This is a genomic window from Peribacillus sp. NPDC096379 (assembly GCF_044762875.1).
Lineage (GTDB): Bacteria > Bacillota > Bacilli > Bacillales > DSM-1321 > Peribacillus.
Map to the genome: position 1 here is coordinate 1,649,052 of NZ_JBIWFD010000001.1, position 21,992 is coordinate 1,671,043.

General features: G+C 36.2%; 19 protein-coding genes. 14 read left to right on the forward strand and 5 right to left on the reverse strand.

What is annotated here, in order from left to right; genetic code table 11:
• The first annotated feature begins 70 nt into the window (after nt 1-70).
• A complete protein-coding gene (locus tag ACIQZI_RS07820; protein WP_403072157.1) occupies nt 71-463 on the forward strand; it encodes a thiol-disulfide oxidoreductase DCC family protein in 393 nt (130 codons plus the stop codon).
• A 360-nt stretch (nt 464-823) separates the two neighbouring features.
• Nucleotides 824-2,944 carry an ATP-dependent Clp protease ATP-binding subunit gene (locus tag ACIQZI_RS07825; RefSeq protein ID WP_403071293.1) on the forward strand — a complete coding sequence of 707 codons (2,121 nt, stop codon included), beginning with the start codon at nt 824-826 and terminating at the stop codon, nt 2,942-2,944.
• Between the two features lie 147 nt (nt 2,945-3,091).
• On the opposite strand, the gene ACIQZI_RS07830 is transcribed toward ACIQZI_RS07825, so the two are convergent.
• On the reverse strand, nt 3,092-4,210 hold the full coding sequence (locus ACIQZI_RS07830) for an NAD(P)/FAD-dependent oxidoreductase (RefSeq protein WP_403071296.1): 1,119 nt from the start codon (nt 4,208-4,210) through the stop codon (nt 3,092-3,094).
• Nucleotides 4,211-4,357: 147 nt separating this feature from the next.
• On the opposite strand from ACIQZI_RS07830, the gene ACIQZI_RS07835 reads away from it, so the two are divergent.
• Nucleotides 4,358-4,960 (forward strand): branched-chain amino acid aminotransferase, encoded by a 603-nt coding sequence (locus tag ACIQZI_RS07835; protein WP_403071299.1) that lies wholly within the window; start codon nt 4,358-4,360, stop codon nt 4,958-4,960.
• A 109-nt stretch (nt 4,961-5,069) separates the two neighbouring features.
• On the opposite strand, the gene ACIQZI_RS07840 is transcribed toward ACIQZI_RS07835, so the two are convergent.
• Complete coding sequence (locus ACIQZI_RS07840) at nt 5,070-5,714, reverse strand: YczE/YyaS/YitT family protein (RefSeq protein WP_403071302.1); 645 nt, start codon at nt 5,712-5,714, stop codon at nt 5,070-5,072.
• A 302-nt stretch (nt 5,715-6,016) separates the two neighbouring features.
• Here ACIQZI_RS07840 and ACIQZI_RS07845 point away from each other — a divergent pair, with 302 nt between their 5' ends.
• From ACIQZI_RS07845 to rocF, 8 genes are all read left to right on the forward strand, one after another.
• Nucleotides 6,017-6,643, forward strand: a complete 627-nt coding sequence (locus ACIQZI_RS07845; protein ID WP_062179446.1) for a flavodoxin family protein — start codon at nt 6,017-6,019, stop codon at nt 6,641-6,643.
• A gap of 106 nt (nt 6,644-6,749) precedes the next feature.
• Nucleotides 6,750-7,715 (forward strand): ABC transporter ATP-binding protein, encoded by a 966-nt coding sequence (locus tag ACIQZI_RS07850; protein WP_403072160.1) that lies wholly within the window; start codon nt 6,750-6,752, stop codon nt 7,713-7,715.
• Complete coding sequence (opuFB, locus tag ACIQZI_RS07855; protein WP_403071306.1) at nt 7,708-9,231, forward strand: osmoprotectant update ABC transporter permease/substrate-binding subunit OpuFB; 1,524 nt, start codon at nt 7,708-7,710, stop codon at nt 9,229-9,231. Before ACIQZI_RS07850 ends, opuFB begins: the two co-directional genes overlap by 8 nt.
• A 201-nt stretch (nt 9,232-9,432) precedes the next feature.
• Nucleotides 9,433-10,074, forward strand: coding sequence for a hypothetical protein (locus ACIQZI_RS07860; RefSeq protein ID WP_403071309.1), 642 nt, complete (start codon nt 9,433-9,435; stop codon nt 10,072-10,074).
• Nucleotides 10,075-10,954: 880 nt separating this feature from the next.
• Nucleotides 10,955-12,160: a quaternary amine ABC transporter ATP-binding protein gene (locus tag ACIQZI_RS07865; RefSeq protein ID WP_049681641.1), complete on the forward strand. Its 1,206-nt coding sequence runs from the start codon at nt 10,955-10,957 to the stop codon at nt 12,158-12,160.
• Nucleotides 12,161-12,164: 4 nt separating this feature from the next.
• Nucleotides 12,165-13,892, forward strand: a complete 1,728-nt coding sequence (locus ACIQZI_RS07870) for a glycine betaine ABC transporter substrate-binding protein (protein WP_403071313.1) — start codon at nt 12,165-12,167, stop codon at nt 13,890-13,892.
• A gap of 493 nt (nt 13,893-14,385) precedes the next feature.
• The gene (locus ACIQZI_RS07875; protein WP_403071316.1) at nt 14,386-15,582 is read left to right on the forward strand and encodes an ornithine--oxo-acid transaminase; all 1,197 of its coding nucleotides are present in this window, start codon (nt 14,386-14,388) and stop codon (nt 15,580-15,582) included.
• 189 nt (nt 15,583-15,771) lie between these two features.
• Nucleotides 15,772-16,671 (forward strand): arginase, encoded by a 900-nt coding sequence (rocF, locus tag ACIQZI_RS07880; protein ID WP_403071319.1) that lies wholly within the window; start codon nt 15,772-15,774, stop codon nt 16,669-16,671.
• A 477-nt stretch (nt 16,672-17,148) separates the two neighbouring features.
• On the opposite strand, the gene ACIQZI_RS07885 is transcribed toward rocF, so the two are convergent.
• Nucleotides 17,149-17,481, reverse strand: coding sequence for a hypothetical protein (locus ACIQZI_RS07885; RefSeq protein ID WP_403071322.1), 333 nt, complete (start codon nt 17,479-17,481; stop codon nt 17,149-17,151).
• A gap of 183 nt (nt 17,482-17,664) precedes the next feature.
• Between ACIQZI_RS07885 and ACIQZI_RS07890 the strand changes: the two genes are divergently transcribed.
• Both ACIQZI_RS07890 and ACIQZI_RS07895 read left to right on the forward strand, forming a co-directional pair.
• Nucleotides 17,665-18,420, forward strand: a complete 756-nt coding sequence (locus tag ACIQZI_RS07890; protein ID WP_403071325.1) for a DUF2087 domain-containing protein — start codon at nt 17,665-17,667, stop codon at nt 18,418-18,420.
• Between the two features lie 23 nt (nt 18,421-18,443).
• Nucleotides 18,444-18,800 carry a GIY-YIG nuclease family protein gene (locus ACIQZI_RS07895; protein ID WP_062179473.1) on the forward strand — a complete coding sequence of 119 codons (357 nt, stop codon included), beginning with the start codon at nt 18,444-18,446 and terminating at the stop codon, nt 18,798-18,800.
• 146 nt (nt 18,801-18,946) lie between these two features.
• On the opposite strand, the gene ACIQZI_RS07900 is transcribed toward ACIQZI_RS07895, so the two are convergent.
• Nucleotides 18,947-19,555, reverse strand: coding sequence for a DedA family protein (locus ACIQZI_RS07900; protein ID WP_403071330.1), 609 nt, complete (start codon nt 19,553-19,555; stop codon nt 18,947-18,949).
• Nucleotides 19,556-20,177: 622 nt separating this feature from the next.
• On the opposite strand from ACIQZI_RS07900, the gene ACIQZI_RS07905 reads away from it, so the two are divergent.
• Nucleotides 20,178-20,726, forward strand: coding sequence for a protein kinase family protein (locus ACIQZI_RS07905; protein ID WP_403071333.1), 549 nt, complete (start codon nt 20,178-20,180; stop codon nt 20,724-20,726).
• Between the two features lie 243 nt (nt 20,727-20,969).
• Here the strand turns inward: ACIQZI_RS07905 and ACIQZI_RS07910 are convergent, their stop codons facing one another.
• Nucleotides 20,970-21,992, reverse strand: coding sequence for a metal-dependent hydrolase (locus ACIQZI_RS07910; protein ID WP_403071337.1), 1,023 nt, complete (start codon nt 21,990-21,992; stop codon nt 20,970-20,972).

Here is a 21,992-nt window from a genome sequence, read left to right on the forward strand (position 1 = left end):
ATTTCAGATGAAAAATATTAGAAACTTTTAGATCCAAAACCAAATCATGTCGACGATTGAAGGTGAGAAGATGAAGGGGATCGTTTTATTTGATGGGGAATGTAATTTTTGTGATAAAAGTGTGCAGTTTATCATCAAACGTGATCCAAAAGGGTATTATAATTTCGCATCACTCGAAAGTACATTAGGGCAAGATCTTTTAAAAAAGTACAAACTTGATTCAAACATGGACAGCTTTGTCCTTATAGAACATAATAAAGCCTATGAAAAGTCCACAGCTGCACTTAGAATCACCAAAAATTTAAGATGGTGCTGGAAATTTCTTTACCCTTTAATTCTTGTTCCTGTACCACTTCGAAATTGGTTATATGGGATGATCGCGAAAAATAGATATAAATGGTTCGGCCAAAAAGATCAATGTGTAATTCCTTCTCCAGAAATTAGGGAGCGATTTTTAGATTAATGGGGATGAGAAAAAGCAGACTAGTCGTGAACCGCACCTCCAATTGTTAGACACAATCTAACAATTGGAGGTGCGGTTTTTTATGACAAAGTTTAAGTTAGAACTAAAATGGATGCTTGTAGTATGCTTTAGAAGCTGAATTGAAAGTGTGATAGAAATCCTCGTTAGTTTTTTTTCAAAATCCCATTCTCGCTTACATCTTTAAACTAAACAATTGTACCTCAAGCTATTTGATTAAGCTCTTCTAAAAAACACCAATCCTTCATTTAAGCAAAAATCTTGAATGTCAAAGAAGGTCAAGGTATAATAAGGTCAAAGATAGTCAAAGTCAATAATTGATATCCTAAGGAGGAGTACAAAATGTACTGTGAAATTTGTCAAGATAAACAAGCTAATATTCAAGTTCATATGGTTGTCAACGGTCAGCAGCATGATGTGAAATTGTGCTCCACTTGTTATAAAAAAGAATCAAGTAAATTATCAGCGATGAATGGGGAAATGCCTCCATTCAATCCAGATTTCTTTAAAGCATTCAATCAACACGCAAATCATATAAATAGTCATAATCAAGCTACGAAACAAACGGAATATAAAGGCGGAGGATTACTGGACGAATATGGCCGAAACTTAACGGATGCAGCAAAAGCTGGTCTTATTGATCCAGTCATCGGTAGGAAAGAAGAAGTGAAACGTGTTATTGAAATATTAAACCGCCGGAATAAGAACAACCCTGTATTGATCGGAGAGCCAGGAGTTGGTAAAACGGCGATTGCTGAAGGATTGGCCTTGGAAATTGTAGTTGGGGATGTTCCGGTAAAATTACGAACGAAAGAAGTGTATACACTTGATGTTGCTTCGCTTGTATCCAACACGGGAATACGTGGACAATTTGAAGAACGCATGAAACAGCTAATTTCTGAATTGCAGGATAGAAAAAATGTCATCTTATTTATTGACGAAATTCATCAAATTGTTGGTGCTGGTTCTGCAGAAGGCTCCATGGATGCTGGTAATATACTAAAACCCGCTTTAGCACGTGGCGAGCTTCAGCTTGTCGGTGCGACAACTCTATCAGAGTATCGAAAAATTGAGAAAGATGGAGCTCTTGAACGTCGTTTCCAACCGATAACTGTTAACGAACCAAGTATTGCTGATGCGATAACGATTTTACAAGGACTAAAATCAAACTATGAAAACTATCATGGAGTTGAATACAGTGAGGCAGCGCTTAAAGCAGCGGTTACGCTATCACATCGTTATATTCAAGATCGTTTTCTTCCAGATAAGGCGATCGATTTAATGGATGAAGCAGGTTCAAAATTGAACTTAAAGATAGAGGTAAGGGATCAAGAGAATATTCAATCCCGTTTGGCGCAAATTTTCCAAGAAAAAGAACAAGCACTTAAAGAGGAAAATTATGAAGATGCTGCTAAATTACGAGACGAGGAAGAAAAACTAGGCAAGCTCCTACAAAAAGAAAATCCGGAAAGACCAATTGTCACAGTAGAGGACATTCAAGCCATTATTGAGCAAAAAACCGGCATTCCTGTCGGAAAATTACAGGAAGATGAACAGCAGAAAATGTTACATTTGCAAGAAGAACTAGCGAAGAAAGTCATTGGTCAGGAAGAAGCTGTGAAAAAAGTAGCCAAAGCAATCCGAAGAAGCCGTGCTGGATTGAAATCAAAAACACGTCCGATTGGTTCCTTCCTTTTTGTAGGGCCTACTGGCGTTGGGAAAACCGAACTTTCAAAATCACTAGCAAGCGAGTTATTCGGTTCTAAAGATGCGATGATACGACTAGACATGAGCGAATTCATGGAAAAACATAGTGTATCAAAACTAATTGGTTCTCCACCAGGTTATGTAGGGCATGAAGAGGCTGGACAATTGACCGAGAGTATTCGCCGTAAACCGTATAGCATCATTCTTCTTGATGAAATTGAAAAAGCTCATCCTGATGTGATGCATATGTTTTTACAAATATTAGAAGATGGACGCCTAACGGATAGTCAAGGGCGAACCGTTAACTTTAAAGATACAGTCATAATCATGACAAGTAACGCGGGTGTTAGTGAAACGCGAAATGTCATGGGCTTTGGAACTGGCACTCCTCTTGAGGAAGCAAGTATTCTGCAATCACTCGGCAGCTTCTTTAAACCTGAATTCTTAAACCGTTTCGACAACATCATTGAATTCGCTGCACTGAAAAAAGATGACCTATTGCAAATTGTTGACATATTGTTACAAGAGCTGTATGAAACAATTGAAGCACAAGGTCTTTCAATAGAAGTGACAGAAGAAGCAAAAGACAAAATTGTTGATCTCGGATATCATCCTGCTTATGGAGCACGCCCTCTTCGCAGAATGATTCAAGAACAACTGGAAGATGGCATTGCAGATTTTATATTTGAACAACCTGAAGTAAAAAGCTTTAAGGCAATTGTAGAAAATAACAAAATAAAAATTGTGGAAAAATAAACAATGAACGAGGATGTCCCATAATGAAAGGGCAGACCCCACACCTCCTATATATCGATTATAAGACATGTAAATGCCAAAATAAGCGGAATATAGAGAGTAAGGTCAAGCCACTTTTGCGGTATCCTCGTTTTTTGATGCAAAAAATTAGTCTTTTATCGCACTTCTAACATCATACAGCTCTAAATCAATATCCAATGGCAACTCGAGTGCAAGTTTTGCCAATTGATACCCAATATAAGGTCCCATTGTCAGTCCTGAAGCTCCCAGGCCATTTGCGATGACCAAACCATCCCAGCCTGGAAAAGGGCCGATAATTGGAAGGAATCCAGGTGTAAACGGACGGAAACCAACCCGTGCTTCCAAAAATGTACTATCCGATAAACCAGGAGCTATATCCAATGCTTTACCGATAACTTCCTGCACCCCTCCTGCTGTCAAGCGTGAATCATACATCTCCATGTTTTCATGTGTAGCACCTACCACAATTTTGTGATGATCAAAAGCAAGCATATATTGGTCATTTGGCGGCATAACGACTGGCCATCTACTTGTATCTGCTTCTAGCAGTTCTAGATGAACAATTTGAGCTTTTTGGAAGCTTACTTGAAAGTGAATCCCTAGAGGCTCTAACAAGTGATTGGCCCATGCACCAGCACAGACAATCACTTTATTTGCTACCATATTCTCACCATTTACTTGAACTCCAATAACTTGCTTTCCTTCAAATTGAAGAACAGCATCTCCAGAAATAAGTTGCGCTCCATTTTTTTTTGCCGCCCGAAGTAATGAATCTCGAAGTGAACGTCCATCTACTCGAGCCGCTCCACTGACATGTAGAGAAGCATATTCCTCAGATAGTGGAGGAAAACGATGATTTGTTTCAGTTTCAGACAGTTTAATGACTTCGCCGATTTCTGGTGCATCCTCTTTTCTTGTTAATGCACGTTTTTCCATGGCATTAATTTTTTCTTCATCCTTATGTATACTAATAGCTCCAACGCGTGCATAACCGGTTTCTGTTTCACCGTCTTTTGTTAGGTCGTCAATTAATTCAGGATAGAAACGCGCTCCTGACTTCGCGAGCTGATACCATGCTTGATTGCGCCGTTGAGATAGCCAAGGACAAACAATTCCTGCAGCCGCATCTGTTGCTTGACCACGATCTTTGCGATCGACAATGATTACTTCTGCACCCATTTTTACCAGTTGATAAGCGGTCGATGCACCTAGAATTCCAGCTCCAACAATAATAAATCTTTGCATATAAACCATCCTTTTCTTACAAATTCAATATTATTATATACCTATTAGTTGGAATCCTGCAGTTTGATTCGAAAATCATTCCGTTTCTCGTGTAAAGTATTGTATAATCAGTTGCAAGGTTACAGCGACACGAGGAGGATTACCATTTTGATAAAAAACAAATTAGAACAATATATAGCGGCAGAATTAAGCAAGGGTGATACAAAGAAGATTGAATTATACAAGGAAGAAAAAGAGTATGCTAAAACACATCAATTGATTGATCCAAATATAATTCAAGTAGAAGAGAAGAATGCTGATTTGCGTTTTATTGACGTTTATATTGAAAGAAGCGATAAAGAAACAGAAGATCTCATTGCAGAAGAAAACCATTCTTTTTTAACTCAAACTATTGATTATCTGAAAATAAATCGGAATGAATTTATGTATGTTGAGTCCACTTCGTTCGATTTCATTGGGGTTGAATCCGTTTCACTTGAACTTGATGATGTTTTTGGTACATACGATGTGATGCTTGGTTTAAAGCAACAGAAAAAAATGGGTCCAGTAATTAAGGATTTATTGGGGAACCATCTTGGTGATTCAACGTCTTTTGATTTACTATTCAACCAAGGTGAAGGTATGTGGGATCTGAATTTTTCATTAAATCATCTATCTGGTTTTAAAGAGTCACTATCTATTGAGAAAGCACTTCAACTTATATACCATTTCTTATTTACATTAGTAGAAGAAGTCGAAATGGCAAAGTAAAAGAAAGATTGGCTATATGGAAAAAGAGGGATTTGTTGATACAATTTTTGTTTTCTATCCCCATTAAATATGAAAAAAACAGCCTCATTTAAGGCTGTTTTTTTCATATTTAAAAAGGTAGGTCAACCTGTTCTTTCTGTTTGCTATCTAAGGAATCAATAAATGTGCGGATAGTTTTCATTGAATATTGAAATACAGGGCTTTGAATAAACGTATAAATAAATGTCATCACAAACACTGGTCCACCTAGAATAAACCCAATAATCAAAACTAAAGTTTCTACAACAATCCTTGCACGACTTACCGATAAGCCAGTTTTATCAGACACCGAAAGCATAAATCCATCCCGCGGACCTGCTCCAAACCTGCAAGCTACATACATCCCGCCACCAATTCCGGTGATTGTAACACCAGACACTAGAATTAGCAGATTCAACCACAAATACTCAGTTGCATGGGGAAGTATATCAAGCCATAAGAAGAAATCCATGATTGGTCCAATAAGTAATGCATTAAAAAATGTACCGACACTAATATATCTTCTATCAACAAGAAAAACAACAAGTACTAGCATAAGACCACAAATTACATTCCACGTTCCAATCGTCAAGCCGAACCGTTGAAACATGGCAACATTAAGTACTTCCCACGGGTGCAAGCCGAGAAATTTGACATTGACTGCAATCGCATTCCCCAATCCAAATAACGTTAAGCCCAGAAAAAAAATGAAATAGCGGAAAAGCCGCAAACCCATTATCTCACCTCTAACTTGTATATATATCTATTTACTTTAAAACATCAGAAGGAAAAGAACAAGAGATTCACGAACTAATATTTGAATTATATAAATAATTGAATTAATTTAAAAATTAACCAAGCTAATTCCACTATTGATAAATCACACTTAGTGCTTAATACTCTTTCTTTAAGATGAAATCTTGTAGCAATATATACCTAGATAAAATGTGAATTGCCGAAAGTCTTTACCTAAAGGTTTACCTTAGAATACCTTGGGGAAATAGGGAAGTAACACATACTTAAGGGGTTGGAATGTTCATGACACTTAAAGTACTTATACTCAATTGTACATTGAAAAAAAGCTCTAAAAAGTCAAATACACTCGCATTGGTTAAAGAAGTGACTACCTATTTCAATGGTAAAGATATTGAAACGGAAATCTTAAGACTTGCTGATTTTAAGATCGGCTATGGAATTACACATGAAGCGGTTGATGCCGATGACCAATGGCCAGAAATTTTCGAAAAAGTGAAGGAAACGGATATCTTAATTATTGCGTCTCCAATATGGCTGGGGGAGCAAAGTAGTATTGCAACTGTAGCAATTGAAAGATTATATGGGGGAAGCAGTTTAACTAACGAAAAGGGACAGTATCTTTATTATAATAAAGTAGGCGGAGTAATTGTAACTGGGAATGAAGATGGTGCTAAGCAAGTTTCCAGATCGATTATTTACGCGCTTTCCCATATAGGTTTTACAATTCCACCAAATGTAGACACTTACTGGGTTGGGGAAGCGGGCCCAGGACCATCATTTATCGAAGCTAAAGGAAATCAAAATGAATTTACCAAACAGCATGCGAAAATCATGGCTTATAATCTTTATCATTTTGCTAACTTGCTAAAAGAACACCCGATACCTGTTGAAGGGAATGTAATAAAGTAAAACTTCAATCAGTGGGGGTTTTACTGCCCGTTAATGCGGGATAAAAGAATAAGAAAGTTTGAATTTTAAACAAATCAGGACAAGCAACCTAAAAAGGAGCCATATGATGATTCAATTTTTAAATGTAACAAAGAAATTTCCAGACGGAACATGTGCGGTCGATAATCTTAATCTTAACATTAAGAAGGGGGAGTTTTTGGTATTAATTGGACCAAGCGGCTGCGGTAAAACTACAACATTGAAAATGATGAATCGACTAATTGATTGTACGAGCGGAACGATTACGATTGGAAACAAGAACATTACGAAGTATGATGTGAATGAACTTCGTTGGAATATTGGATATGTTCTACAACAGATTGCCCTATTTCCACATTTGACTAATGGAGAAAATATTGCCATTGTACCAGAATTAAAAAAGTGGAATAAAGTAAAAATTCAAAATCGTGTGAATGGATTATTAAACATGGTAGGATTAGATCCTAAAGTATATCGAGATCGTAAACCTATGGAATTATCAGGCGGGCAACAGCAGCGGATCGGTGTTGCCCGGGCATTGGCCGCAGATCCAACTATCATACTTATGGATGAGCCATTTAGTGCACTAGATCCGATAAGTAGAGAAAAGCTTCAGGATGATATGATAAATCTTCAAAGAAAGATAAAGAAAACCATCATTTTTGTAACACATGATATGAATGAAGCACTTAAGCTTGGTGACCGGATATGTGTGATGAAAGAAGGGAAAGTGATTCAAATTGGAACACCAAAAGAACTTATCAACAATCCTAACAATAATTTTGTAAGGGAATTCGTTGGAACGAAAAATGAACAAAAAAACGACAGTATCAATCTTGAAAAAATCGCTGTCCCCCTATTTGATGATTTTTTTACAAACTTAGAAGATGCCATACCCGCAATTCATTCTTTACAAGATATACTCGAACGCTTAACTGCCAATGAACAGCTATCTATAGAGAAGGATGGCGAGATAATTGGTATGATAAACAGGAAAATCATCATTGAATATTTGGCAGATAAATTGGGAGAAAGAGGTCAAGGAAATGAATAGATTTATTGATGTTTTTATTGAAAGGAAGGGACAGCTATTACACTCTTTGATTGAACATATGCAAATTTCGTTTATTGCACTCTTTTTCTCCTCCATCATTGCTATACCTCTTGGAATTTACTTGACAAAAAAACAAAAACAAGCTGAAGCGATTATAGGTATATCAGCCGTTCTTCAAACGATACCATCACTCGCTTTACTTGGCCTGTTAATTCCACTGTTCGGAATCGGCAAAGTACCAGCGATTATCGCACTTGTTGTTTATGCATTGCTTCCAATTATCAGAAATACATATACAGGAATTAAAGAGGTTGACTTAACATTACTTGAAGCAGCAAGTGGAATGGGAATGAATAGAAGAAAACGGTTAATTAAAGTGGAGCTTCCACTGGCAATGCCTGTTATTATGGCAGGAATCCGAACAGCAATGGTATTAATAATTGGGACAGCTACACTTGCAGCACTCATTGGAGCAGGTGGTCTTGGTGAAATTATCTTGCTTGGGATTGATCGAAATAATATGTTTCTCATTATATTGGGCGCTGTCCCAGCAGCACTACTGGCGATTTTTTTTGATGTTCTTCTACGTAAGGTTGAAAATCTAACTTTCAAAAAAACAGTTACAGTAGTTGGAGCGATTGTGGCTACGTTTTTCTTATTAACTATTGTACCTTTAGCATTTCAAGAAAAAGAACATACGAAAACAATCGTGATTGCCGGGAAACTAGGTGCTGAGCCAGAGATTTTAATTAATATGTATAAGTTACTAATCGAAAGTGGCACAGATTTACATGTAGAACTACAGCCTGGCCTAGGGAAAACATCTTTTGTCTTCAATGCCTTAAAATCAGGTAGCATTGACATTTATCCGGAGTTTACTGGAACAGCCATTTCTGAGTTTTTAAAAGAAACGACCGTGAGTACGGATAAAACTGAAGTATACAATCAGGCGAAAAAAGGAATGAGTGAATCATTCGATATGGAATTGTTAAAACCGATGAGCTATAACAACACCTATACTCTGGCTGTGCCTAAGAAAACGGCAGATACATATAAGCTTGCCACCATATCTGACTTGAAAGATGTTCAGCAGAAAATCAATGCAGGTTTCACTCTAGAATTTGCAGATCGCGAAGATGGCTATCTTGGTATCCAAAAATTGTATAATATCACATTTGAAAACGTAGTTACAATGGAGCCAAAACTTAGATACAGCGCGATTAAAAAAGGGAATATTAACCTTGTAGATGCCTATTCAACAGATAGCGAATTAAAAGAATATAGCCTTATGGTTTTAGAGGATGACCAACATTTATTTCCACCTTATCAAGGTGCGCCATTATTAAGAAAAGAAACAATGCAAGAGCATCCAGAAGTTGTCAAATTGTTAAATAAGCTCGCAGGGAAAATCACGGATGGCGAAATGAGAGAAATGAATTATAAAGTAAATGTAAATGGCATCACCCCTCAACAAATAGCAAAGGAATATTTGAAAAAACATGGTTTGCTTAAGTGAAATTTTCCAGAAAGGACCTTCATTTTACCATGATGAGAGGTCTCTTTTTATGAAAAAATAGTACGAAACTGAACAGCAATAATAGACTTCCATTTTTAAATTTGAATTAGATTATTAACAATAAGATTTGAAAAATATATTATCTATATTTTCAGAATTATGTTACAATATTGGTAAACATAAATAAAGGAGGAAGTTTAAATGACTGAAAACTATGAAACGTCAATTCTTAATTATGAAAGCGTTCTCAGTGAGATCATTAACAAAATGGAAGAAGTTAGAATAAGATTTAAGAGAGCCGCTGTTCCTTACGTAAAGGAGTGGATGGGACATACAGCGAGAAATGAAATTAAAGAAAATGCAGAATTAGCAGAAAAAATTGGAGAAAAAAGACTAAAAGAATTAAAGTCTGAAGTTAACGCTTTAATTGAAAGTGCTGTTAGTATAGTTGATGTACATCTTGACAATAATTCTATTTGGTGGCATTTAAATGATCAGCAGGATAGATCATATTATGAAAATAACAGAATCCCTGATGATATTGAAAAAGCAATTAAATATATATTTGGGCAATTAGGAGTTGTTCTTTCCAAAGATGGATTTATAAATGTTTCATCTGCTATCGGACAGCATAAATATAAAGCGTGGATTGAAAGTGGAAATAAATATCTGGATGAGAAACCGATATTCCCGTATGCAATAGTTATCCCCCAAGACATGAAAACTATTTTTATTGAATACCAAACGCTGATAAGGTCAGCACAAGAAAAAATAAAAACAATTGAAGCGCTGAAAAAAGAACAAAAACAAACAAAAGTTGCAGCTCTTTGGGATTCACTTTAAAGATATTTAATAAAAAACTACATAGGTAGTGTATAAATGTAGTGTATAAAAAAATATAAAGTGAAAATGCAATCGGGCTTTAACGGGCAGTTTACACTACCTTGATTCCTCTAAGCCTTGAGGTTAGGGAAATACTGCCCGTTAATGCGAGATAAATAACTATATATAATCTATTGAATATGAAAAATTTAGAAACAGCACATTTAAGGTGTTGTTTTTTCTTTTGCAGAAGTCTTTTTGATTGGTTTTCGGTCTTGTTTTATACAAAAATATAAGTATTTTTTAATTTCCGACCCTCTTCGTTTGAATCTTTATTCACTTTTTGTTAAGGTAAACAAGTACTTCCGGGTTACACAATTAGTAAATTATGGACTAACCCAAACCTAGGGAGTAAAAATAACCATTATATATCAGTTGATGTATGCTGTATCTGCTAGTTTCCTCAATTGTGATTGTACCTCTTTTCCCTACTCGAAATGCTCATTTAATCACAAACTTACTTAAAGCAAAAATTGCTTACGGGAATCTTTTTTTCAATTTTGGTGTCTAGCGCAAGCAGCTGACCTCTCGAGTCGCGTCAAGCAAAGCCTTGACGGCAAGCACAGGATCACCTGAGTTCGTCATTCTCAAAGACGCGGTATTCCTTAGTCGAAATATTAATCGAAGCATGTGGGTCAGAACGAAGGAGACATAAGGAGGTGGCACTTAGCGCTTCTTCTATTATCTCGAGTGTGCTGACTTCGACGTCTGAATGGATGTAGCAATTCCTAGTCGAAGTTTCATATAGGCGCTTGCACGTTTTATGATTAATCATCATAAAACGAGAAAAATTCGGCAAAACTGAATACGATATGGGCAACTATTAGAATGAGGTGACTTGATGAATCCGTATGTAGAAGTCAGGAATGTCTCGAAAATATTCGGCAAATCTCCAAAAGCAGCCATTGATTTATTGAAGCAAGGCAAATCAAAAAAGGAAATTTTGAAAGAAACAGGTCAAACTGTCGGGGTTAATAATATTAATTTCGAAATTTACCCCGGTGAAATTTTCGTTATTATGGGGTTATCAGGAAGTGGGAAATCCACTCTAATTCGCATGTTTAATCGATTGATTGATCCAACAATTGGAGAAATCTTGATTGAAAATGAAGATATTGTGAAGATGAATGCAAATCGATTAAGAGAAGTAAGGCAAAAGAAAATAAGCATGGTCTTTCAAAATTTTGCACTATTTCCTCATAAAACGATTTTGGAAAACACCGAATATGGGCTCGAAATTCAAAAAGTAGATCCCAATGTTCGTAAAGAAAAGGCGATGAATGCGCTTGAAGTCGTTGGCTTAAAAGGGTATGAAAATCAGCTTCCATCACAGCTTAGTGGTGGAATGCAACAAAGGGTAGGTCTTGCACGGGCACTAGCTAGTGACACAGATGTTTTATTGATGGATGAAGCTTTTAGTGCACTCGATCCATTAATTCGTAAAGACATGCAAGATGAATTACTCGAAATACAAGAACAATACAAAAAAACGATTATATTTATTACTCATGACCTTGATGAAGCGTTAAGAATAGGTGACAGAATTGCCTTGATGAAAGATGGCAGTGTCATTCAACTCGGTACACCTGAACAAATAATGATGAATCCTGCAAATGAATTTGTTGAAAAATTTGTGGAAGATGTGGACTTATCCAAAGTATTAACGGCATCACATGTTATGAAACGTCCAGAGAAAATCGGTGTAGACCGAGGACCAAGGGTTGCACTGGAAATTATGCGAAAACAAGGATATTCCAGCATATTTGTTGTGGACCGTAAGCAGAAGCTATTAGGGGCGTTGACTGCCGAAGAAGCACGTCAGGCAATTGATCAGAATCAATCCATTTCTGAAGTGATGACAACTGATATCCCAACCGTTACAGAAGATTCATTACTTGTAGATCTTATGGACGTGATGGCAACCTCAAGTCTACCGATATCGGTCATAGATGCAGAGAATAGAATTAAAGGGATTATTATTCGTGGAGCTGTAATAGGTGCTTTAGCGGGTAATAAAGATTCTTTGAACGAGATGGAGAGTGATTGATTAAATGAATATGCCGAAAATTCCCCTAGGAGCTTGGGTAGATTCTCTAGTGGATTGGATAACGATTGCATTTGCTGGATTATTTTCTCTTATAACCAGTGCGATTGAGGGGCTATTAAATTTCCTAGTGGATGTAATGAGTGTAGGACCTTCTATCGTATTAATTATTGTCTTTACCCTTTTGGTTGCATATACAAGTAGATGGCCTTTAGGAATCTTTACGTTAATTAGCTTACTATTGATTGATAACCTTGGTTATTGGGAATCAAGTATTCAAACACTTGCAATCGTAATATTATCAGGATTTCTCACCATACTGATTGGGATACCAATCGGAATATGGTGTGCGCAAAGTAATACAGTGAGAAAAATTATTACACCCATTTTAGATTTTATGCAAACAATGCCTGCATTTGTTTATTTAATTCCATCCATCTTATTTTTTGGAATTGGCGTCGTGCCCGGGATTATCGCTTCGTTCATTTTCGCGATTGCACCGACAATCCGCATGACCAATCTTGGAATTCAAGAAGTACCTAAAGATCTAATAGAAGCATCGGATGCATTTGGTTCGACTAGTAGTCAAAAATTATTTAAGGTCCAATTACCATTGGCAACTCCAACGATTTTAGCAGGGGTTAACCAAAGTATCATGCTTGCTCTATCAATGGTTGTTACTGCTTCATTAGTTGGAGCACCTGGACTTGGAGCAGATGTTTACAGAGCTGTAAGTCAAATAAATGTAGGGCAAGGCTTTGAAGCTGGATTATCCATAGTCTTCATTGCAATTATTCTCGATCGTATTACGCAGAACTTGCGTAAACCAGCGTTTGAGCATATTATTAGCCGAAAAATTGTCATATTAATTTTAGCTGTACTTGTGGTAATCGCAGCATTATTTGGCACCTTTACAAAGGAAAATGCTGTAAAAGGAGATCCAAACAGTATTGGTGGGCAAACGAATTATAAAATTATTGGTATTGAACCTGGGGCTGGAATAATGAATCAGTCTAGGGATGCAATAGAAAAATACGGATTGGATGATTGGCAACTTGTTGAAGGGTCATCGGCGGCAATGGTTGCAGAATTGAAGAAAGCCTATAATAAGAAAGAACCAATCATTGTTACTGGATGGTCACCACATTGGATGTTCTCAACATACGATTTGAAATATCTCGAAGACCCCAATAATTCTTATGGTGGGGCCGAAAACATTAATACAATCGTTAGAAAAGGACTCCAACAAGATGCACCGGGCGCTTATACCATTCTCGATCAATTCGTTTGGAAAACAAGTGATATGGAAGAGGTGATGGTTGATGTTACTGGAGGTATGGACCCATCTAAAGCTGCTGAAAAATGGATCAATGCGAATCAAGATAAAGTAGCTGAATGGACAAAAGGTGCTCAAACAGGAAATAGTGAAAGTATCAAACTTGTCTATGTTGCCTGGGACACAGAAATAGCCAGTACAAATGTGATTGGCAAAGTTCTTGAGCAAAATGGCTACAAGGTTACACTAAGTCAAGTTGAAGTGGGACCAATGTTTGCTGGTATTGCCAATGGCAGTGCCGATGCAACGGTTAGTGCGTGGCTACCAAGTACCCATCTCGAATATTATAATACTTATAAAAATAATTTCGTTGACCTAGGACCCAACCTTAAAGGAACGAAGACGGGCTTAGTTGTACCAAAATATGTCGATATTAATTCTATAGAAGAATTAAAATAAAAAGATCAAAATATCTAATAAGGTAAGAGTCAGACCCGCAATCAAAATATACAGCTCAAATTGGGAGTTAGTACCGCAAGCGCTGTGTATGGAGAACGTGGTCTGACTCTTTTTTTTTGTAAATCATATTAAGAAGGAACAAAGAGGAGAAACCCTTCATTAATACGGATTTTAACTTATTCTAAGAAAGTATATATTTCAATAACTATCTCGACAGAATATACACTATGTCCTTAATCCCTAAATAGAAAAAAATAAATAATTTTATATTTAAGAACATTATTCCAATCCGCTAATATTTAACGCTACGTACATAAATATAAATGTCATTTTTTCACCTTTTCGTAATGAAATTTCCTATGTTAATTACTATATAAATAAGGCATGACATGTGACAGTTTTCAGCAAATAAAAAATAAAGAAAGTGCTAAAGTTGAGCCAATATCTTGTATAAACATTAACTAGAAGCAATTTTATAAGGGGGAATGAAGAAATGAATTCGAAATCAGAAGAAATAATTCAAAAAACTTCTGAATATGGTGCCAATAATTATTATCCGCTGCCAATTGTGATTTCATATGCACAAGGAGTATGGGTAAATGATCCAGAAGGTAAGCGTTACATGGATATGTTGAGTGCTTATTCGGCGGTGAATCAAGGGCACAGACATCCTAAGATTATTCAAGCTCTAAAAAAACAAGCAGATAAATTAACTTTAACATCACGAGCCTTTCATAATGATCAGCTTGCACCGTTTTATGAAAAAGTCGCAAAATTAACTGGAAAAGATATGATTCTACCAATGAACACGGGTGCTGAGGCAGTGGAAACAGCAATTAAAGCAGCAAGACGCTGGGCTTATGATGTGAAGGGAGTTGCAGAAAACCAAGCAGAAATTATTGCTTGTATCGGAAATTTCCACGGAAGGACAATGACAGCTGTTTCGCTTTCTTCAGAGTCAGAATACAAAAGAGGATTCGGCCCTTTACTACAGGGAATTAAACTGATTCCATACGGAGATATCGAGGCACTAAAGGCAGCAATCACCCCGCGAACAGCAGCTTTTATCGTTGAACCAATCCAAGGTGAAGCGGGTATTATCATCCCACCAGATGGTTATTTACAGGAAGTTGGCAAAGTTTGTAATAGAAATGAGGTATTATTTGTCGCAGATGAAATCCAATCTGGTCTTGGCCGGACTGGGAAGATGTTTGCGTGTGATTGGGAAAATGTTACCCCCGATATGTATATTTTAGGAAAAGCACTAGGAGGAGGCGTATGCCCGATTTCATGTGTAGCGGCAAATAAAAATATTCTCGGCGTATTCAATCCGGGATCACACGGTTCAACATTTGGAGGAAATCCACTTGCATGCGCTGTTTCAATAGCTTCACTTGAAGTCTTAGAAGAAGAAAAACTATCTGAGCGTTCATTGGAGTTAGGATTATATTTTAAAGAAAAACTCCAAGAAATTGAAAATCCAATCATTAACGAAGTGCGCGGTAAAGGTTTATTCATTGGACTTGAGTTAACGGAATCTGCACGTCCTTTTTGTGAAAAGTTGATGGAATCGGGACTATTATGCAAAGAAACACATGATACAGTTATACGATTTGCTCCTCCTTTAGTGATTTCACAAGAAGAGCTTGATTGGGCTATTGCCAAAATCCAAAGTGTTCTTTCAAAATAATTGGTTTTCAAGAAGGATTAAACTAGAGTAAAATCGAATAATTTACTAATCAATGAAGTACCATTCCCATTCAATATAACCCTAAAGAAATGGGGGAGAATGCATATATTAATTTCTCCCCCTTTCCTTTCTATTACGAACGATTATGATGGTCTTTATGACTAAGCTTGTTTGATAAGGAGAATTAAAATGAATAAAAAAATTACGATTATTGGGATGCCGATGGATTTGGGACAAATGAGACGGGGAGTAGATATGGGGCCAAGTGCCATTCGCTATGCTGGCGTGGTAGAGAGGCTTAGTGGTTTGAATTACGAAGTCCATGATACTGGAGATATTCATATCGGCCGACCTGAAATGAGCATTGATCAAGATTCAAAACTACGAAACCTAGAATTAATAGCCGAAAAGAATGAACTTTTAGCCAAAGAGGTACATAAAGCAATTGAAAATGGATCTTTTCCATTAGTATTTGGCGGCGATCATAGTATTGCAATTGGAACGCTTGCTGGTGTCTCTAAACATTATGAAAATCTTGGCGTCATCTGGTATGACGCACATGGCGACTTGAATACGGCCGAAACATCACCTTCAGGTAATATTCACGGAATGCCGCTAGCTGCGAGTCTAGGATTTGGACATCCTGCACTAACACATCTTGGAGGGTACGCGCCTAAAATCAAGCCTGAAAACGTTGTGATTATCGGTGCTCGCGCATTGGATGAAGGGGAAAAAGAGTTAATAACAGAAAAGGGGATCAAGGTGTATACGATGCATGAGATAGATCGAATCGGCATGACAAAAGTGATTGAAGAAACAATTGAACACTTTAGAGGTCGAACAAATCATGTTCATCTTTCACTAGATTTAGATGGTCTTGACCCAACCGATGCCCCTGGAGTCGGAACACCAGTTATGGGAGGCATTTCTTATAGGGAAAGCCATTTAGCTATGGAAATTTTGGCGGAAGCAAGCATCATAACGTCAGCAGAATTCGTCGAAGTCAATCCAATTTTAGATGAGAAGAATAAAACTGCGGTTACTGCTGTAGCATTGATGGGTTCGTTATTCGGTGAGAAGCTTCTATAAAGTAAAAATAAGCGAACGACGTTTTTTCATCATACATTCTTAAAAAATAATTACAGAACCTAATTTTCTATGCTGCATAGATTGGAGATAGGCATCAACAGGTATCGCCATGATGAATAATGGCCAATTTTTAAAAGCAAAAGAAACATTGATCGGAAGGCTTTTTACATTGGGAGGTACTGTATTATACCTTATAGGTACTATAATTATGGTAATCGTCGCATATCTAGCTTATGATAAAATCGTATAACAAACATTTTTAATAGTAAATCACCGACCTGTTCCTTAATCGTTATTCTTATGTAAGATACTGTTCTAATCATTTGACAAATCTGCGCACTTACTAATTTGATAACCTAATTTCATTGCAAGCATAAGAGGCTGATTCGTGAGTCAGCCTCTTTATTATTTAAATATAGTCAAACAATCAGTATTTTCTAATGATCATTGGATACATATCTTACAGCTCTCATTTGATTAATAATATGGGTAGTTCGGATCGCCATAGTATTGATACCCACCATCATACGGATAGCCGTACCCACCATCATACGGATAGCCGTACCCACCATAGCCGTACCCACCGTAATAAGGGCCGCTTAATAAGGAACCAGCAACCAATCCTCCGAGAAAAGGAGCTCCGAATCCAAAGCCGAAAGGTCTACCGAATCCAAACCCAAACGGCCTTCTAAATCTTCCAAATCCACCAAACCCGTGTCCAAAACCTCCAAACCCGTGTCCAAAACCTCCAAACCCAAACGGTCTTCTCAAGTCATTTGCATCCATATGATTTATTAATTCAGTATTCATAATGGGCCTCCTTTTTTCTAATTCTCTATAAAATATGTTTTTACCAATAAAGAGTGATAATAATCCTATCCGAGAGAAACTTATTGATTTTATGCAAACTTTATATTATTATGTTTGTTGAGAGGTAAACATATTTTAAATATGTTTACAAATAACCGAAATTCGATTGGGTGTGTTTAAATCATGGATATTTCAGATTATTTTTGGAACGCGTCATTAGAAGAACTTAAACGGGGGTATATTCAAGAGTCTGATTCTTACATATGCCTGTTATGCGGTGAGAATATTGAAAAAGGGATTATTTACCCTCACGAGGGTATTCTTTATGAAGCAAAAAGGTATATGCGTATTCATATCGAAAGTACCCACCAATCAGTATTTAAATACTTAATCGGGCTCGATAAGAAACTGACAGGTCTTACAGACCATCAGAATCATCTCCTTCATCTATTTTATCAGGGAAAAAGTGATAAAGAGGTTCAAGGTGAGATGGGTATTGGAAGTACCTCTACGATTAGGCATCACCGTTTTGCGTTGAAAGAGAAGGAACGTCAAGCAAAGACCTTTTTAGCAATCATGGAATTACTAAAAGAAAAAGATCAATGTGCTCCTGCCTTTATCCCACCACATAAAACAGCCAAAATGGTCGATGATAGATACGCTGTTACGGAAAAGGAACAACAAGAAACCATTAAGAAGTTTTTACCTGAAGGGTTAAGTGGATGTTTAAAGAAATTTCCGCCGAAAGAAAAACAACGACTGATTGTTCTTCGGGAAATCACAAAACGATTCGAAAGTAATGTGATCTATACTGAAAAAGAAATGAATCAGCTTTTAAATGAAATTTATGATGATTATGTCATCATCAGAAGATATTTAATCGAATACGGCTTTTTAGATCGAAAGTCAGATGGAAGCCAATATTGGCTAAAAAAATAACGAAAGAATGCGAGTGAATACAAATGGATCGTAAAAAGGAACTAAAGCAGCTATATAAAGAAACACCAATCGAAGCTGGCATTTATCAAATTAAAAATAGTAAAAATGAAAAGATTTTTATCGGAAGTACTAGAAATTTTAAAACGTTAAATGGGGTAAAATTCACTCTGGAAACAGGTACACATAATAACAAAGTGCTTCAAGAAGAATGGACGCAATTTGGAAACTCCGCTTTCAGTATTGACATATTAGAAACACTCAAAAAGAAAGACGACCCATATTTTAACGAAAAAGAAGCATTGTTAGAATTAGAGAATAAATGGTTAGAACATCTTCAACCGTATGGAGAACGAGGATATAACTCCAAGAAATCTTGTTAATAAAGTACAACTTTCAAATGAAGCTGTTTGTAACAAACAGCTTCATTTACTCATTTAATTATCAAACCTTTACTTTACTACACTTTTTAGGGTATCCCCTTATAAAGCACAAGCAAAATACAAGATTTCAAGTAATTTAATTGCGATTATACAACTTTTTCATTATTTTTGTACTTCTTCCGATATGCATATGTAAGAATTAAACTAAGAACGACAATAAGTATAATAACGTAAATGCTATATTTTGCTAGAAAGAATTCAACCTTTTTCCATTCCTTTCCGAGCTTTGTCCCTAAAGTAATAAAGGTAAAACACCATACAATGGCTCCAGTATAGGCATACACAGCAAATTTTTTGTAGGAAAGGCCGTTTATACCAGCCAGATAAGCGGTAACGTGACGGACTCCGGGAATAAAATAGCCGATAAATAGGAGAAAAGGTCCGTATTTCAAAAATAATAACTTCGTTTTATTAATCCTTTTTTCTGTAAAATGAAATTTAGGTCCGTATCTTCTTAAAAACGGAAAACCCAATTTAATCCCTAATAGATAACTAATCGAAATCCCACCGATTGCACCTGTAACTGCACTTACCAAAGTAGCAATGTAAGACAATTGATCGTTAAAAACTAAATAACCTATATATGTTAAAAGAACCTCATCTGGTATTGGAAGTCCTATTATCCCTCCCATTAAAGCTATTATGATACCCAAGTACCCAAAATGTCCTAGAAGATACATCAAATGCTGCATCATGGATTCACCCACCTAGTATTGATAATAAGGAATTGTTACAAATCAGCTATCGAATACATTCTAAAAATGATAAATTTCATCATCAAACAATAGACAGTCCTGCTTTAGTATTACATTCCGTTTTTGACTTGTAAACAATTAGTTAAATGGTCATACTAAATCCGATTGGGATAATAATGGCTGTTATAAAAAAATTCTTCTTTTTGAGGAATGTTTTCCGGATCTTTGAACAACATCTACAAGTAGAAAAACGAGGCTGTCCAAAATATATTTTTGGCAGCCTCGTTTATTATTCTCTGTAAAAAATAAATAGATATGCTAAAAAGAACGTTCTATTTGACGTAGCAAATAGAAGATATTACGATAAGAAAATAATACAAAGTCTATTTTACTTCCATATAAATAAGGGGAGTAGCGGTTGCAATAAAGAATTTTAATCCCGAATTTATTGATAGCTTACATGAGTTGCTGAGAGATCTTACCGAATTTTTCGGACGTTGTAACTAGGTAATCGGTTATAGCGTCTTTTTGAATATTCTTAGAAACTAGCGATGGAAAGGAGCTGTCTTTTATTCAATATAATGAACTTGCCGCCAGTGTTCAAATAAAATCTGCTAAAAAGATGCAAGTACTCCTCGATTATGATCAAACATTAACGTTAATTGGAAAAGGGAAAAGTGCATACGTATTCAGAATACAACAATCAAATAAAGCAATAAAGATATTTTATCCTAATTACGTACACATCGCTATGGAAGAGGCCAATATATACAGAAAAATTCAACATATTCCTTACTTTCCATCTTTAACTGAAGCTGGTTCCAATTACTTAGTCATTGATTATATAGAAGGGGAAACGTTTTTTGAATGTTTAACAAAGGGTATATCCATTTCTGAAGATCATGTAAAAGAAGTTGACCTTGCTTTGCGATTAGCTAGACAAGAAGGGTTGAATCCATCTGATATACATTTGCGAAACATCTTTCTCACATCGGATAAAGAAATCAAAATAATCGACGTAGCTCGATTTAGACAAAATAAAACATGCAGGCAGTGGGGAGACTTAAAAAGAGCGTTCCACCGCTTTTACAAAAAACGTTATTTTCCAAAGAAAATCCCAGAATTCATTTTGAACACTATCGCTGGTCTTTATAAAAAACTATTATTATAACAATGAATATTTTCAACAGTACTGCTTTTTAGCAAGTGCATGATATCCGCTTATAGGAGGGAAGCATCAAGCAGTTTTACTTAACTTTCATAACTTGAAGAGACCGGCTGTCAATAGATGACACCCTAAATGATCTCTAAAAATGACATATAAACTAAAAAAATGAGCCTTTAGAATCGTTTCTAAGGTTCATTTTTCCTTCTACACATCTTTAGTTTTTCTAAAAAGTCACTTATTCAGCAGTCACCCCTCTAAGTAGGATTTCTTTTTTCCATCATAAGAAGATGTTGAAGCACTCTCTAATTTTCTCAAAACCTTTTTATATTTTTTCAAAGAATAAACCCACCCCGTATAGGAATCCTTGCATTTTAATTCAGTGGAAATAAACACAACAGCTAGATAAGGAAAAAATTTATTGTTGCGAAAACGGAGATCTTTCCAATAAACAAAGGTTCCGTTTTCCTTTTTGTGGATAAAAGGATAGGCGAAATTCGTGCTCGAAAGAAAATCTGATACGAGACTGTCATTCATGCTTTCCAAAATCAATTCAGAGTCTATCTGTTTTTTCTGTAGTGTATGTTCAATAACAAGACTTTTTCTGGAATATTCACCGAATAAAAAATCATCCTCTGTTTCTATTAACAAGTCCCAATAAAGGATCCTTGCTCTTGGCATGAGTTTAATGCGAATTGCATTTTGAAAGTGGTCTTGCAAATATCTTTTGGTGCAGCTGGCATAGACCGTGCGAAGAAATAGATATAAAAACATCAGCAAGTATATGATGATAAAAACTCTTCCTGCTTCATAAAAAGGAAGAAGAAAAAATCCAGTAATATGAAGGTATAAAATATACGGATCTACTAACGGTATCGAATCAAAGGAAATCCATTTTATGGAAAATGGACGGATAACTTGAGTTCCATACACATTAAATAAATCTAAAAAGACATGTAAAATCACAGAGAGAAACGTCCATAAAAACAAATGTGAAAAGGATACTTCTGAAAAAAAGAAATATATAGATCCAGAAACGGTGAGTCCCCAAAGTGGTAGTGCTAGTAGTGAATGCGACCACCCTCTATGATGGCGATAATAGCTGCTATTTCCTTTTAATTTATAAACATAATCAAAATCAGGCGCGTTTGAACCGATCACTGTACCAATAAGAATTGCGTATGATAACGTTGGATTGTCAGCCACCATTGGATCAATATGTGAGAGAGCTCCTAAACCTAAGCCAATGATAATATGTGAAGTTGTATCCAT

Coding starts and splice junctions, on each gene's coding strand:
- ACIQZI_RS07890 (WP_403071325.1), top strand. CDS start 17,665: ATGGATATTTCAGATTATTTTTGGAACGCGTCATTAGAAGAACTTAAA.
- opuFB (WP_403071306.1), top strand. CDS start 7,708: ATGAATAGATTTATTGATGTTTTTATTGAAAGGAAGGGACAGCTATTA.
- ACIQZI_RS07825 (WP_403071293.1), top strand. CDS start 824: ATGTACTGTGAAATTTGTCAAGATAAACAAGCTAATATTCAAGTTCAT.
- ACIQZI_RS07845 (WP_062179446.1), top strand. CDS start 6,017: ATGACACTTAAAGTACTTATACTCAATTGTACATTGAAAAAAAGCTCT.
- ACIQZI_RS07905 (WP_403071333.1), top strand. CDS start 20,178: ATGCAAGTACTCCTCGATTATGATCAAACATTAACGTTAATTGGAAAA.
- ACIQZI_RS07895 (WP_062179473.1), top strand. CDS start 18,444: ATGGATCGTAAAAAGGAACTAAAGCAGCTATATAAAGAAACACCAATC.
- ACIQZI_RS07870 (WP_403071313.1), top strand. CDS start 12,165: ATGAATATGCCGAAAATTCCCCTAGGAGCTTGGGTAGATTCTCTAGTG.
- ACIQZI_RS07875 (WP_403071316.1), top strand. CDS start 14,386: ATGAATTCGAAATCAGAAGAAATAATTCAAAAAACTTCTGAATATGGT.
- ACIQZI_RS07830 (WP_403071296.1), bottom strand. CDS start 4,210: ATGCAAAGATTTATTATTGTTGGAGCTGGAATTCTAGGTGCATCGACC.
- ACIQZI_RS07820 (WP_403072157.1), top strand. CDS start 71: ATGAAGGGGATCGTTTTATTTGATGGGGAATGTAATTTTTGTGATAAA.
- ACIQZI_RS07910 (WP_403071337.1), bottom strand. CDS start 21,992: ATGGATACAACTTCACATATTATCATTGGCTTAGGTTTAGGAGCTCTC.
- ACIQZI_RS07900 (WP_403071330.1), bottom strand. CDS start 19,555: ATGATGCAGCATTTGATGTATCTTCTAGGACATTTTGGGTACTTGGGT.
- ACIQZI_RS07840 (WP_403071302.1), bottom strand. CDS start 5,714: ATGGGTTTGCGGCTTTTCCGCTATTTCATTTTTTTTCTGGGCTTAACG.
- ACIQZI_RS07850 (WP_403072160.1), top strand. CDS start 6,750: ATGATTCAATTTTTAAATGTAACAAAGAAATTTCCAGACGGAACATGT.
- rocF (WP_403071319.1), top strand. CDS start 15,772: ATGAATAAAAAAATTACGATTATTGGGATGCCGATGGATTTGGGACAA.
- ACIQZI_RS07885 (WP_403071322.1), bottom strand. CDS start 17,481: ATGAATACTGAATTAATAAATCATATGGATGCAAATGACTTGAGAAGA.
- ACIQZI_RS07865 (WP_049681641.1), top strand. CDS start 10,955: ATGAATCCGTATGTAGAAGTCAGGAATGTCTCGAAAATATTCGGCAAA.
- ACIQZI_RS07860 (WP_403071309.1), top strand. CDS start 9,433: ATGACTGAAAACTATGAAACGTCAATTCTTAATTATGAAAGCGTTCTC.